Origin of the sequence: Streptococcus oralis (assembly GCF_965111685.1) — a bacterium.
GTDB classification, from domain to species: Bacteria; Bacillota; Bacilli; order Lactobacillales; family Streptococcaceae; genus Streptococcus; species Streptococcus oralis_B.
This window is the reverse complement of record NZ_OZ217340.1, coordinates 239,494-253,587: the sequence shown is the minus strand read 5'-3', so window position 1 is coordinate 253,587 and position 14,094 is coordinate 239,494. Positions and strand designations below refer to the sequence as shown.

15 protein-coding genes are annotated in these 14,094 nt (G+C 43.0%); 2 read left to right on the top strand and 13 right to left on the bottom strand.

The annotated features are described in order from the left end of the window. Window positions 1-62: 62 nt before the first annotated feature. The 9 genes from ACLV7H_RS01430 to ACLV7H_RS01390 all read right to left on the bottom strand — a co-directional run bounded on the left by ACLV7H_RS01430 (window position 63) and on the right by ACLV7H_RS01390 (window position 7,075). Window positions 63-1,004, bottom strand: a complete 942-nt coding sequence (locus ACLV7H_RS01430) for a 3'-5' exoribonuclease YhaM family protein (RefSeq protein ID WP_045593605.1) — start codon at window positions 1,002-1,004, stop codon at window positions 63-65. Continuing rightward, window positions 994-2,250 (bottom strand): DNA recombination protein RmuC, encoded by a 1,257-nt coding sequence (gene rmuC, locus ACLV7H_RS01425; RefSeq protein ID WP_045593606.1) that lies wholly within the window; start codon window positions 2,248-2,250, stop codon window positions 994-996. Before rmuC ends, ACLV7H_RS01430 begins: the two co-directional genes overlap by 11 nt. 1 nt (window position 2,251) lies before the next feature. Further along, a complete protein-coding gene (locus tag ACLV7H_RS01420; protein ID WP_045593607.1) occupies window positions 2,252-2,914 on the bottom strand; it encodes a thiamine diphosphokinase in 663 nt (220 codons plus the stop codon). Next, window positions 2,877-3,533, bottom strand: coding sequence for a ribulose-phosphate 3-epimerase (rpe, locus tag ACLV7H_RS01415; RefSeq protein WP_411866166.1), 657 nt, complete (start codon window positions 3,531-3,533; stop codon window positions 2,877-2,879). Before rpe ends, ACLV7H_RS01420 begins: the two co-directional genes overlap by 38 nt. Window positions 3,534-3,543: 10 nt before the next feature. After that, window positions 3,544-4,422, bottom strand: coding sequence for a ribosome small subunit-dependent GTPase A (rsgA, locus tag ACLV7H_RS01410; RefSeq protein WP_411866165.1), 879 nt, complete (start codon window positions 4,420-4,422; stop codon window positions 3,544-3,546). 1 nt (window position 4,423) lies between these two features. After that, window positions 4,424-5,296 carry a 16S rRNA (adenine(1518)-N(6)/adenine(1519)-N(6))-dimethyltransferase RsmA gene (rsmA, locus tag ACLV7H_RS01405; RefSeq protein ID WP_411866164.1) on the bottom strand — a complete coding sequence of 291 codons (873 nt, stop codon included), beginning with the start codon at window positions 5,294-5,296 and terminating at the stop codon, window positions 4,424-4,426. Continuing rightward, window positions 5,293-5,628, bottom strand: a complete 336-nt coding sequence (locus ACLV7H_RS01400; RefSeq protein ID WP_411866163.1) for a hypothetical protein — start codon at window positions 5,626-5,628, stop codon at window positions 5,293-5,295. Before ACLV7H_RS01400 ends, rsmA begins: the two co-directional genes overlap by 4 nt. A gap of 107 nt (window positions 5,629-5,735) precedes the next feature. Further along, complete coding sequence (gene rnmV / locus ACLV7H_RS01395) at window positions 5,736-6,302, bottom strand: ribonuclease M5 (RefSeq protein ID WP_411866162.1); 567 nt, start codon at window positions 6,300-6,302, stop codon at window positions 5,736-5,738. After that, entirely contained in the window at window positions 6,299-7,075 is a 777-nt protein-coding gene (locus ACLV7H_RS01390) for a TatD family hydrolase (RefSeq protein ID WP_411867063.1), read from the bottom strand. Before ACLV7H_RS01390 ends, rnmV begins: the two co-directional genes overlap by 4 nt. A 151-nt stretch (window positions 7,076-7,226) precedes the next feature. Between ACLV7H_RS01390 and ACLV7H_RS01385 the strand changes: the two genes are divergently transcribed. Further along, entirely contained in the window at window positions 7,227-9,071 is a 1,845-nt protein-coding gene (locus tag ACLV7H_RS01385) for an APC family permease (RefSeq protein WP_411866161.1), read from the top strand. Window positions 9,072-9,271: 200 nt separating this feature from the next. Here the strand turns inward: ACLV7H_RS01385 and rpmH are convergent, their stop codons facing one another. The 3 genes from rpmH to ACLV7H_RS01370 form a co-directional block, all read right to left on the bottom strand. Further along, window positions 9,272-9,406 (bottom strand): 50S ribosomal protein L34, encoded by a 135-nt coding sequence (gene rpmH / locus ACLV7H_RS01380; protein ID WP_000831905.1) that lies wholly within the window; start codon window positions 9,404-9,406, stop codon window positions 9,272-9,274. A 144-nt stretch (window positions 9,407-9,550) separates the two neighbouring features. After that, on the bottom strand, window positions 9,551-10,765 hold the full coding sequence (locus ACLV7H_RS01375) for a pyridoxal phosphate-dependent aminotransferase (protein WP_411866160.1): 1,215 nt from the start codon (window positions 10,763-10,765) through the stop codon (window positions 9,551-9,553). Window positions 10,766-10,909: 144 nt separating this feature from the next. Then, window positions 10,910-11,209 (bottom strand): hypothetical protein, encoded by a 300-nt coding sequence (locus tag ACLV7H_RS01370; RefSeq protein WP_045593637.1) that lies wholly within the window; start codon window positions 11,207-11,209, stop codon window positions 10,910-10,912. 166 nt (window positions 11,210-11,375) lie between these two features. Between ACLV7H_RS01370 and ACLV7H_RS01365 the strand changes: the two genes are divergently transcribed. Continuing rightward, the gene (locus ACLV7H_RS01365; RefSeq protein WP_045593639.1) at window positions 11,376-11,828 is read left to right on the top strand and encodes a universal stress protein; all 453 of its coding nucleotides are present in this window, start codon (window positions 11,376-11,378) and stop codon (window positions 11,826-11,828) included. 120 nt (window positions 11,829-11,948) lie between these two features. Here the strand turns inward: ACLV7H_RS01365 and ACLV7H_RS01360 are convergent, their stop codons facing one another. Beyond that, a complete protein-coding gene (locus tag ACLV7H_RS01360) occupies window positions 11,949-13,940 on the bottom strand; it encodes a CAP domain-containing protein (RefSeq protein WP_411866159.1) in 1,992 nt (663 codons plus the stop codon). Window positions 13,941-14,094 lie beyond the last annotated feature (154 nt).

Genomic DNA, 14,094 nt, shown 5'->3' with positions numbered 1-14,094 from the left:
TACCACATTCACATAAAAAAACGAACATTATTGCGTAAAAAATGCTCGTTTTTCTTAAATCATTAATCTAAATCTGGTTTATAGAAGGAACGATTGTCCATAGCGAAGATTTTATTGGTCATCTCTCCTTTGTCCACCAAAGCAAGAGCTGTTGACATCATCATCATGCTGGCATCTAGATTATCAATCATGTGGATAATCTCTGCCTCCATAATGCGTGGACGGACTGGACTTCCATACTCCAGCAAGCCATGATGACTGAGGATGACATGGCGCAATAACACCACTTCTTCTCTAGTATCATTGATGCCTAGTTCCATGACTGTCTTGGTAATTTCACTATCAATAAGAGCAATATGTCCAAGGAGATTGCCTCGCACTGTGTACTCCGTCTGATCAGGACCACTGAGTTCTAAAACCTTGGCCAAGTCGTGCAACATAATCCCAGCATAGAGCAGGCTCTTGTTGAGCTGAGGATAGATCTCACTAATAGCATCTGCTAAGCGCACCATGGTTGCTGTATGATAGGCCAAACCCGTCTCAAAGGCATGGTGGTTGGTCTTGGCAGCTGGATAGGAGTAGAATTCCTTATCATATTTGGTGTAGAGACTGCGAACGATACGTTGCCAGACAGGATTTTCAATTTTGAAAATCATTTGCGACATGTAGTCACGAATCTCCTTGACATCAACCGGCGATTTGACCTTGAAGTCAGCTGGATCATTGGGTTCCCCAGGCTGAGGTAGGCGGAGAGTAATTTGATTGACTTGAGGAGTATTATTATAAACTTCTCTGCGCCCCTTCATGTGGACCACTTTCCCTGCGGTAAAGGCCTCAATGTTATGAGGCTGGGCATCCCAGAGTTTTCCTTCAATCTCGCCACTATCGTCTTGGAAGGTAAAAGCTAGATAGTTTTTCCCAGCTCGTGTCTGTCTCAGGTCAGCTGATTTGATTAGGTAAAAGCCTTCAAACAGCTCATCTTTTTTCATGTGACTAATCTTCATATTCTTCCTCATCTTCTTGGAAATGGAGTAAATCAAGCGCAGGCTCACCTTCTGATAACTCAATGTGACGGAGCGTTCGCTCAATAGCTGTGGTGCGACGGTTTAATAATTCATCAATATTGCCAGAGGCATGTTGGAGATGTTTTTGCGCCTTGACCAAAATTCCCCCGAACTTGCCAAACTCTGTCTTGACGCTAGCAAGGGTCTTGCTGATATGGTCAGCACTCTTTTGGATATTGAGAGTTTTGAAGCCAACCGATAGGGAGTTGAGCAGAGCTGACAAGGTACTTGGACCTGCAACGATAATCTGCTCCTCCCGTCTCAAATCATCAAAGAAGACCGGATTTCGAACGATTTCTGAATAAAGACCTTCTGTCGGAACAAACAAGACTCCAAAATTGGTCGTCCGAGGCGGTGCTATGTACTTGCTCTTGATATCCTTGGCAAAACGCTTGACGCTTGCTAAAAGCGACTTACGACAGCGTTCGATTTCTTCCTTGTCACCCGCTTCATAGGCTTCTTCTAAGCGGTAATAATCCGCCAGTGGAAACTTGGAGTCAATTGGTAGATAGACGTATTCCTGGTCGCCTTGCCCAGGCAACTTGATGGCGTATTCCACTCGTTCACTGGAGTTTTCAACCGTTGCATATTCTCGTTCGTACTGGGCAGGAGTCATGATATCCTCGATGATTTGGCCCAGTTGCAATTCTCCCAGAATTCCTCGCGTCTTGGTTCCAGAGAGAACCTTGTTGAGGGCACCGACATCACGGGCAACTGTCTGCATTTCTCCCAAACCTCGATTGACAGACTCTAGTTGCTTGGAAACTGTCTCAAAGGAAGCCTGCAAGCGCGTCTGCAAGGTCTTTTCTAACTTTTCCTCGACAGTTTGACGCATTTGTTCCAAACGTTGCTCATTGGACTCCTGCAGGGCTTGGAGACGTTGGTCAGTCTTATCTCTAGTTTGCAACAGATTATCTGTCATTTCTTGACGGACTTGCGTCAGGCCTTGGTGCAACTCCATTCGCACTTCTTGCAAACGGTCGCTGACTGCCACTTCCAAATCTTTTTGATCCAACTGGCTGACTTGTCTGGCTTGTTCAAAGCGATAATCCAGTTGATCTGAAAGATTGTCTGCCTGATCCTCCAAGCTCTTGCTTAGGTGTTTCTCTTGCTTATCCTGCCTTTGCCAAATGAGAAAGAGCCCAGCTAGATTGGCAATTAATAATAGTAGTAATACAGTCTCCATCCTACCTCCTGTCCTTGCTATGTAGCACGACGACATAGCCATCTGGGCAAGTTACCGAAACTTCCCTATCTATATATTCGTTAGAAGCGTACACTTTTTTAAAGAAAAAATTCTCCTCTGTCAACTCATACTTGGCACCGAGAATGGTCAACTGGCTATCCCGAACTGGCATAAAGGCTAGATAGTCATAGTCTGAACGGGGTTGAAGCTGACTGGTTCCTTCTGGACAATAGCTAATCAAGTTTTGCCCATCCTCAATTTCTATCTGGCGCATATAGGGTGCCAATTTGGAATTGCTAGGTAAAAAGATATTGGCCAGCATATGGTCAATCCGACCACCTAGGGCACCAAAAATAGTGACTTGAGCCTGAGGATTTTGCTCAAAGATGGTTAAGAGAGCCAATTCCAGATCCGTATCATCCTTTTCTGGCTGAGCTTGGACAAAATGTTGGGCTCGTTTTTGAATCAACTGACGTTCGTCTGCGGTTACCGAATCAAAATCTCCAACTGCTAGAGCCAGAGGTAGATCTTCTTCCAAGACCCAGAGCGATCCTCGATCCACACCGACAAAGCAATCAAAATTTGTCCGATAATGACCGCGATCTCCGCCTGCAAAAACGGCAACCCTAGTCCAGTTGTTTTCTGAGAGTTTGCACTCGTTCATTGACATCTCCCTTAAAGACATAAGACCCTGCTACAAAAACGGTAGCACCAGCTTCTTTGGCTTGAGCAATGGTCTGGTCATCAATACCGCCATCGACTTCAATTTCAAAGCTCAAACCTTTTTCATGACGAAGGGCAACCAACTCACGAACCTTGTCCATGGTTTCAGGCAGAAAAGCTTGTCCCCCAAATCCAGGGTTAACTGTCATGACTAAAACTTGGTCAATTAGATGAAGGACGTGCTTGATCGCCTCCACAGGTGTCCCAGGATTGATGACAACCGAAGGTTTAACACCGAGAGAACGAATCTTTTGGAGGGCGCCATGGATATGAGGTGTCGCTTCAACATGGATGCTGATGATGTCAGCTCCTGCACGCGCAAAGTCTTCTAAGTGGTGTTCTGGATTTGCTACCATCAAGTGGCAGTCAAAGACCATCTTACTATGAGGTCGAAGACTTTCGACTACACCTGCACCAAAGCTGATCTGAGGTACAAAGTGACCATCCATGATATCGATATGGGCATACTCTGCACCAGTTGCTTCTAGGCGTCTGATTTCACGTTCAAAGTTGGCATAATCTGCTGCCAGAATTGACGGAGCAATCTTGTATTGAGACATAGGTTTCTCCTTATTTTGGAATTTTTTTACTGACTTTTTTATAAGTCTCTCTGCGATTTTCAATCTCACTGAGGAATTGCAGGTAGTTGTCAAAACGGAAGGTCGCAATAGCGCCTTCTTCTACAGCCGGCTTAACCGCACAGGACGGCTCATGGGTATGGGTACAAGTACGGAACTTGCAGTCTCGACTGACACTAGCAATCTCTGGAAAGGCCTGATTGAGGTCTTCAGCCGTTGACACTTCATAATCCAGCGATGAAAATCCTGGTGTGTCCGCGATTTTACCCCCATTGAGGTTGTAAAAACTAACAGCTCGAGTGGTATGACGACCGCGACCCAGACTGTCTGAGATTTCTCCTGTTTCAAGATTGAGATCTGGTGCGATTTTATTGAGAAGGGTTGACTTCCCAACACCTGTCTGTCCCATAAAGACCGTCACTTTCCCTGTCAACAGGGGCAGGAGTTCCTCTTTACTGGTCACAAAGTCATAGCCGATGTCACCATAAGTCTGTTGGTAAAAATCCAGTTCTCCTCTATCTTCCAGCAAGTCCATTTTAGAAATATAAACGATAGGATGGATGCCCTTGTGTTCCAGAAGAACCAAGAAGCGATCCAGCAAATTGCTATTAAAATCCGGCTCCTTAGCCGACATAATCACCACAGCTTGGTCAATATTGACAATAGGCGGACGGACCAGACTGTTTTTCCGTTCATGAATCTTGAGAATATAGCCTTCTGAGTTTTCCTCCGCAGAAAAGTCTACCCAGTCCCCAACATAGGGTGTGTGGCCTTTTTTACGAAAATTCCCACGCGCACGCGTCTGGTAAACCTGACCCTCACTCTCCACATAGTAGAAGCCCGCCAAGGCTTTAATGATTTGTCCCTTCATCTTAGAGTCCTTGTCCTTTAAGCACATCTGCCAGACTGGCAAACTCTTCCAAGCTGAGAGCTTCCCCACGCACAGATGGTGACAAGCCTGCCTGATCCAAAGCCTTGGTCAGCTTGTCCTTGATTTCATCAGTTTTCCCAAAGTAACCTGTCAAATTGTTCCACAAGGTCTTGCGACGATGAGTGAAACTAGCCTTGGATACCTTAAAGAAGAACTGTTCATCTTTCACTACTACGGCTGGTTCTGGACGACGCACCATTTTCAAAATAGCCGAGTCAACATTCGGCGCTGGCACAAAGACCGTACGAGGCACAATAAAGGCAACCTTGGCTGTCATGTAATACTGGACAGCAATTGACAAACTACCGTAAGCCTTGGTATTGGGTTGAGCGGAGATACGATCTGCCACTTCTTTTTGCATCATAACCACAAACTCGCTAAAAGGAATGCCACTTTCAATCAAGTGCATGAGAATAGGCGTTGTGATATAGTAGGGCAAGTTGGCTACTACTTTAATTGGCAATTCAGGATTTTTGAAATTCTGGATATGTTGCTCCAAATCGACCTTGAGAATGTCCTCGTTGACTACGGTAACATTGTCAAAATCACGTAAAGTATCTGCTAGGATTGGTACTAAACGGTGGTCAATCTCAAAGGCCATGACTTGAGCCGCACGCTCAGCCAAAAACTCCGTCAAAGCACCAATACCTGGCCCGATTTCGATAACATTAACCTGATCATCAATTTCAGCCGTATCCACGATCTTTTGAAGAATATTGGTATCCGTCAGGAAATTTTGCCCGAAGGACTTTTTAAAAGTAAAACCATGACGCTCCAGCACTGCCTTGGTCACGCTGTAATCTGCAATTCTCATTTATTCTCTTTTCTAATATAATATGCTTCCGGGATACTATGATAGAGCAAAACAAATAAGGGAGTCTCAGTAATTCCTTCCAACATCTCTTTTAAGACCGCATCTGGATGGATAATCTCTCGTGTTTTGGTAAAATAAACACCTTGTTCCCCATTTCGATTACGGAGTTCCCAAGCGACATTATTTCCTTGAACAGACGGCAAATAACGTTCCTTTTCTAGAAAGTCAAAAAATTCTTTCACCGTCATATCTTCAGGAATCTCAAATTCTGTCTCATGAGGCAATACATCGTCCCCCCCACACACAGACTCTCTATCAACTCGTATTTTCATCTTGCTCTTTCCTTATAAATTTCCATTTAAATATTATCAAAATGAATCTCTTGAAATAAATCTAGGTCCCTCTATTGTAACACATTCCCTTTGTATTTTTGGGCTATCTAACTATTATCATAACTTTTCATAGTCTCTTCCACTTCTGCCAAGGTTATCCCAAATAACTCTAAGCGCTTGAGGAGTTGCTTGCCGTTGGAATAGCCGATGCGGAGCTGTTCGCCTAGATACTCTCTGCGCCTACGACTGTCTGCTCCCGCCAAGAAACCTAGGCGAATCAAGTCACCACGACTGATGTCAAACTCGTTCTCGTTTTCAAATTGCTCTGTCACCTGAGCGAGCGCTGTTTTCATATCTTCATAGCTGGCGTGTTCGATTCCCAGAGAACGCCCCTTGGTCTTGGATTTGGGAACAGCCTCATCTCGTTTGAGAAAGGCATGTTGTACCGTTGGAATGGCCGTCATAATCATGCGCCGAATGCGTTCCCCATTAAAATCTGGATCTGTAAAGACAATGACTCCATGCAGTTCATGCAGGCGCTGAATGCGTTCTATATCCTGGTCATTTATTGCGGAGCCTCGTGTCTCATAGGTTTCTACATCAAAGTAGCGTTTGAGATTGGCCGTATCATCGCGACCTTCGACTACGATGACTTGGGAAATTTTCTCTTTCATGATTGTTTTTCCAATCCAAAAATGCGCTCAGCATTGGCACTTGTCACAGCAGCTAACTCTTCTGTCGTCATGCCACGCAAGTCGGCGATAAAGTCCACCACATAGCGAGTATAGGCTGTTTTGTTTTCGCGACCACGCTTGGGAACTGGTGCCAAGTAAGGGGCATCTGTCTCTACCAAAATCTTATCCAAAGGTAACTCTTTAGCTGCTTCTTGGATATCCGTCGCTTTCTTAAAGGTCACCACTCCTGAGAAAGAAATGGTCATGCCAAGCTCGACAAACTTCTCAGCCCACTCCAAAGAGCCTGAGAAGGAATGCATGATGCCACCACGAGGACCAACGCCCTCACTCTTGATAATCTCATAAGTATCTTCTAGCGCATCACGAGTGTGGACCACAAAGGGCAAATTCAAATCCTTAGACAACTGAATCTGACGGCGAAAAACCTGCTCCTGTACTTCCTTAGGTGCTGTCATCCAATGGTAGTCCAGACCAATCTCCCCCAAGGCAACAACCTTGGGATGTTTTAGTTTTTCAAGCAAGTAAGCTTCGACCTCATCTGTGTAAGTCCCTGCTTCCGTCGGATGCCAGCCAATAGTTGCGTAGAGTTGCTCATACTCATCTGCCAACTCCAGGGCTCGTTCAATGGTTGGCTTATCAAAACCAACAATATTCATCTGTGTCACACCCATCTCAGCAGCCAAGGCGATTTCTTCGGCCTCACGTCCTGCAAATTCCTCTACATTTAAATGTGTGTGCGTATCAAAAATCATCTCTTCTAACCTCATTTTCTTCCATCTATTATACCAAAAATAGCATCCCCCGGCTTGTAAAAATATTCTAATACCGATCATTCTCCCTTGACTGCATTTTTTTAAAGCAGTATAATAACACTTATTGAAATTTTCAGCAAAGGAAAAGAAAATGTTTAGAAAATTAAAATATACCTTTATCGGTCGACCACTCAAGTCTCTCACAGACGGCGAAGGGGGATTGTTAGGGAAAATGCAGGCACTTGCAATGTTATCCAGTGATGCCCTGTCTTCTATTGCCTATGGACCTGAACAAGTCATTCTCGTTTTAGTCAGTCTCTCTCCTCTCGCCATTTGGTGGAGCCTCCCTATCGGTATTTTTGTCCTCTTACTGCTCGCTAGTTTGACCATTTCCTATCGTCAAATCATCCACGCCTATCCTCAAGGTGGAGGGGCTTATATGGTCACTCGGGAAAATCTCTCCCCTGAACTGGGCTTGATTGCAGGGGGTAGCCTCCTTGTTGACTATATGTTGACAGTAGCCGTATCCGTCGCTTCTGGAGCTGATGCTATTACAGCAGCCATACCTGCCCTCCATCCCTACAATCTTCATATCTCTATCTTCCTAGTCTGCCTGCTCATGCTCTTGAATTTAAGAGGATTGAAAGAATCTGCCAGTTCTCTGATGATTCCCGTCTACCTCTTTATCTTCAGTACTGTCTTTCTCTTGCTTTATGGATTCTTTCAACTATTTACAGGTTCCCTAAACTATCAGGCGACTTCATCCATTGGACAAACTGTTCCGAGCCTTTCCATCATTCTCCTATTGAGAGCCTTTACCAGCGGTTCGGCATCCCTGACAGGGGTTGAGGCTATTTCAAATGCGGTACCATTTTTCAAAACTCCGAAAGAAAAGAATGCTGCTCAGACTTTGACCATCATGTCGCTGATTTTAGGATTTCTTTTTGCAGGCATTACCTTCCTAAACTACTGGATGGGTATCACGCCTCAACACGGAGAAACCATCCTCTCGCAAATGGCCAAGGGCATTCTTGGTGATTCATTCTTTGGTCATGCTAGCTACTATCTCTTCCAGTTCTCGACAGCCTTGATTCTAGCCGTAGCTGCAAATACTGGCTTTTCAGCCTTCCCTATGCTGTCCTACAATATGGCCAAAAACAAGTACATGCCCCATCTCTTTATGGAAAAAGGGGATCGCCTTGGCTACTCCAACGGTATCTTAACTCTGGCTTTTGGAGCTATGATCCTTCTTCTCATTTTTAATGGGAATACTGAACGCTTGATTCCTCTTTATACTATCGGAGTCTTCGTTCCCTTTGCCCTTTCTCAGACTGGGATGATTCGCCATTGGAAAAAGGAAAAAGGAGCAAACTTCTTAAAATCTGCCTTCGCTAATATCCTTGGGGCCATCATTTGTTATGCCATTGTCCTCATTTTACTCCTCTTCAGACTGGGTGATATCTGGCCATTCTTCCCAATTATCCTAGTCTTAACCTTCCTCTTTTTGTCCATTCACAACCATTACCAAAAAGTGGCAAAACAACTACGACTCTACGAAGGAATTGAAAAACGCACTTATGACGGTAACCTTGTCCTTGTCCTAGTAGGAAATGTCACTCGAGTAAGTGTCGGAGCCATCAACTACGCTCAAAGTATCGGTGACGAAGTGTTAGCCATGCACATTTCTACTAAAGAAACGGCAGAAAAAGACCAAGAAATCCTCCAGGAATTTGCCGATTACTTCCCAAATATCACTCTGAAGAATATCAACACTAGCTACCGCGACATCATCACCCCTAGCGTCAAGTATGTCAAACGAATTGCCCAAGAAGCTAAGCAAAAAAATTACACCGTTACAGTCCTTGTACCACAGTTCATCCCTAACAAGCCTTGGCAAAATATCCTGCACAATCAAATGAGCCTCAAACTAAAATACGCTCTCAGATGGCACGAAGACGTCGTTGTCGCTAGCTACTCTTATCACTTAAAAGAATAAACAAAAGCTCAAAATCATTTGTTTTTGATTTTGAGCTTTTTTTATCTGAACTTCTCAAATTTTCTTATAGATCAGAGACTTATTCCATGATACAAAACTCATACTGAAATGTATGAATCTTTCACTACATATACTTGTTGAGCAAAACAAAAGCCAGTAGACTCGAGTTCCTACTGACTTCTTTGTTGAATTCGTTTGGATTATGCAGCCAAAACTTTGCGTCCTTTACGACGACGAGCTGCCAATACGCGACGACCGTTTTTAGTTGACATACGGTTACGGAATCCGTGTTTACGCGCACGACGAAGTTTACTTGGTTGATAAGTACGTTTCACGATGAATACCTCCTCATAGATTTTGTATTCGTTTAGCCGGCTATAAAGTGATCAGTTACTAAACATACTTTACTATTCTATCTGATTCTTACCTATTTGTCAATAGCTCTAAGTAAATGTTTCCTGCTTTTCCCTATGAAAGCCTTATCTACGATACTGACTCAAGAAACGTGTCATCTTTTCTTGGATTTGCGCCAATTCGTCCACACGAGGAAGGTAAACGATACGGAAATGGTCTGGTTCCTTCCAGTTAAAACCACGACCATGAACCAAGAGAACCTTTTCCTGCTTCAAGAAATCAAGAACGAACTGTTCATCATCATCGATGCGGTACATATTGCGGTCAATTTTAGGGAAGATATAAAGACCCGCCTTCGGCTTGACCGCAGACAAACCTGGGATATCTTGGATAGCATTGTAAATGAAGTTTCTTTGCTCGTAAATTCGTCCACCAGGAAGGAGCAATTCATCTACTGATTGGTGCCCACCTAGTGATGTTTGTACGACTTGCTGGGCTAAAACGTTAGAGCAAAGACGCATATTGGACAGCATATTGAGCCCTTCAATATAGCCCTTGACATGGTGCTTAGGACCAGACAAGACCATCCATCCTACACGGAAACCAGCGATACGATGGGATTTTGACAGACCATTCATGCTGACACAGAAAACATCAGGTGCCAAGCTCGCCACAGGCGTATGCACATGTCCATCCATTACCATGCGGTCATAGATTTCGTCCGCAAAGATGATCAAATCATTCTGACGAGCAATCTCAATAATCTCCAACAAGAGTTCCTTAGGATAAAGGGCTCCAGTTGGGTTGTTCGGATTGATAAAGACGATTGCCTTGGTATTGGAAGTAATTTTTGACTTAATATCGTCAATATCCGGGTACCACTCTGCAGCTTCATCACAGATATAGTGAACGGCATTTCCCCCAGCTAGGCTGACCGCTGCTGTCCAGAGAGGATAGTCTGGCATAGGCACCAAGACCTCATCGCCATTATCCAAAAGTCCTTGCATGGACATAACAATCAGCTCACTGACACCATTTCCAAGGTAGATATCATCAATGTCTACATTAGGGAATTTCTTCAGTTGACAATACTGCATGATGGCCTTGCGGGCCGAGAAAATCCCTTTGGAGTCAGAATATCCCTCACTATCACGCGCATTCATAATCAAGTCATGAATGACCTCATCTGGTGCTGTAAAGCCAAATTCTGCTGGATTCCCTGTATTCAGACGTAAAATCTTTTCTCCGTTTGCTCGCATCCGCATAGCTTCTTCCAAAACAGGACCACGGATATCATAGGCAACATGCTCTAACTTATTAGACTTGTTATATTCTTTCATCTTGTTTCCTCAATTCATCGAGATAGTAACATTATACCACTAGAAAGAGATTGCGACAAGTTTCCTGAAATGAGCAAACAAAGAAAAAAACTCACAACGACTAAGTTCTCACCATCTAAACAACTAGAGTACAGAAGTGTTTTCTCACATACCAAAAGACAAACCTAGAAAGACTAATGCTAAAAAGGAATCATACAAAAGATTAAACATGAGAAAGAGCCCCCACGTGACCAAATAATCCAAGCGACCACTTCTCTTTGCAATCACAAATAAAATGATGTGGTAGACTAAGTGAAAGAGAAGAAATCCAATAAAACCTGGATAGAGAACGGGTACGACTCTTTCCAGCTGCCAAAGCATCACTACTTCTCCTACAAGTGACGCAAGGATAATTCCATGATAAAGAAAACTTATTTTTTTAGAAGCTTGAACAGAATCTTTCATACTTTCTCATCCCCTCGCTGTGTTTTCTACTATCCCGTTTTCTTTTATTTTAACATATCTCCACCAAATTGAATCTCCAACAATATTTATTTAAGTATGATTTTTACTTTACTTCTTTAGTGAAAAGGGTTACAATAGCAGTAAGAAAATTTCAGGAGGTTTCATTATGGCACAACGTTACCAAAATGTTATGGTCGCAATTGATGGTTCTAAAGAAGCGGACTTGGCTTTCGTCAAAGGTGTTTACACTGCTCTACGCAACGAATCCAAGCTCACCATTGCCCATGTTATTGACACACGCGCTCTTCAAAGCGTGTCTACCTTTGATGCTGAAGTTTACGAAGAACTACAAGTCGATGCTGAAAGTCTGATGAAGGAGTACGAAAAGCGCGCAAGAGATGCTGGTGTGACCGATATTCACATCGTTATCGAAATGGGAAATCCAAAAACCCTCCTTGCTCGTACTATTCCAGACGCAGAAAATATCGACCTGATTCTCGTTGGTGCAACAGGTCTCAATGCCTTTGAACGCCTCTTGGTTGGCTCTTCATCTGAGTACATTCTCCGCCATGCAAAAGTCGATTTGCTGGTCGTAAGAGAAAGTGAAAAAACATTGTAATCATTAAAAAAGGGAGCCTTGAGCTCCTTTTTGTTTGTCCTGATCGGATCACAAAAGGCTTTAAACAATTGTTTAAAGCCTCTATCTTATTTAGAAAGTAGTTAATCCCAAATGATTGAATTATTTGTAACTGTAAGCCCAGTAGTATACACCGTTTCCGTCTACAACTGTCGCTACTGCACCTTCCGTTACGTTAGGATCAAGAAGCAATTCACTCAGACCACTGTTAGCCCATTTCTTAACGACAACAGCAGCATCTTCATCACGACGTCCTACAAAGCCTGTGCTATCGTATTGATGTGAAATTGCATTTACTTTTGGAAGTGCTTGATTTTGATAAATGTCTTCTGACCAAGTCAACTCTTTCAAGCCTTGAGCCTTACGAGTCTCATTGATTTTAGCAAAAGCTTCTTTCGCTTTTGAAACATAGTCATAGTTTGTATCGTTTGTTGCTTCAACACGGTAAACAAACTTCACATAACCAAATTCTACATCACTGTATTTCTTGTCTTCGACACCACTCTTGAGATTTGCAATCAAGACATAGTCCTTAGCGTATGGGTTTTCTTTAGTCTTCTCAAAGATTTCTGGATCTTCGATTTCCCACTCAGCTTTAGCATCCCATCCAGCGTTATCAAGGAACTTAGGATTCATTTTTTCGATAACGTATTTCTTGAATTCTTCAACGTTCTTGAATGGTAATGCTTGACCTGCTTTAGCAGTCGTTACCAAGTTAGTTGAGTAAAGTTTCACGCTTGAGTCCTTGTCACTGTACATGTACTCGTCATCAGCAGTGTTTTCGTGAAGTTTTGGATCACGAGCTGGATCGTTTGGATCAGTCATCCCTTGAAGTTTCCATTTCCCTCCAAGCCACTTCCAGTATGCTGAGTAACCTGTACGCTCTGAGTCAGATGATACATAGTAGTAATGTGCACTACCGTCGAAGTAGTAGTTTTTATCATTTTTGAGAACTGCATCACCTGGTTTACCTGGTGGGTAAACCAATTTTGGAGTTTGTCCATTTGGTGCCCAAGCCAAGTGTTCCAATCCTTCAGCTGGTTTTTCAACATAATCAGGGATTTGGTTTTCACTTGTTTCATCAGTCGTTACCAATCCTGGTGTTGTTGGGATAGCTGGAGTTGCTGGTGTTTCTGGTTTTGGTTCTGCTGGTGTTTCTGTTGACGGCTTGAATGGATCAAACTCACCTTCAGCCCCATTAATTGGTGGATTTTCTGGTAGATCAACACTTGGAGTTGCTGGTTGTTCTGGTTTTGGCTCAGCTGGTGTTGTTGGCTCTTCAGGTTTATCACTAGGAGCTGGTGTTGGAGTCTCTGGTTCTGCTGGTGTTGGAGCAGGAACTTCAGGTTGACTTGGTTGTGCTGGCTCAACCGGAGTTGTTGGTTGTTCTGGTTTTGGTTCTGCTGGTGTTGTATCAGCAGAATCTTTCACCAATACCCACTTACCATTTTGGTAGTAGTAATAATCACCATTGTCCAATACATAGTAATGGTAACCATTTTCATAACGATAATGCGGATCATTTTCCAAGTTGTTAGTAGATGAGTTGTTGTTACTATTGTTTGTCAAAGGTTTCCACTGACCATCACGATAAATACGGTAGCTACCATCGTTCATACGGTAGTAGTGATTGCCATTCCAGTAAATATAGTTTTCATCGTTAGCAATGTTGTTGTAATTATTCCAATAGTTATAACCATAGTAGTTGCTACTGTTGTCATAGCCATAGTAGTTATTCCAATTATTGTACCCGTAGTTGTAACTTGGGTAATAGCTACCATAGCCATAGTTATAGCTTGGATAGTAGCTACCATACCCGTAGTTGTAACTTGGATAGTAGCTACCATAGCCATAGTCATAGCTTGGATAATAACTGTTGTAGCCATAACTACTTACAGTATAGTTTGATGTACGACTACGATTTGCAGTAGTACGGTTAGAAGTACGATTGCTTGAACGGCGACTAGTTCTTGTATAGTAGCTGTTATTTCCATTCCAATTGTAAGCAGCATGAGCTTCGCTTGGTGCAAAAGTTGGAAGCATTGTTACAGCTGTTAAAACAGAAGCTGTCAAATAGGTATATTTTTTCTTCATTTCAACCTCTTAATTCTTTAATTTCTAAACTTGAAAATTAAAATAATAAAAATTTGGAAAGCATTTGTGCACAATTTTATAACTAAACCTCAAAACTAGAGTGAATTCTTCACATCAACTTGTTAACAGGCCTGAAAAAAACAAGTTGACTTTC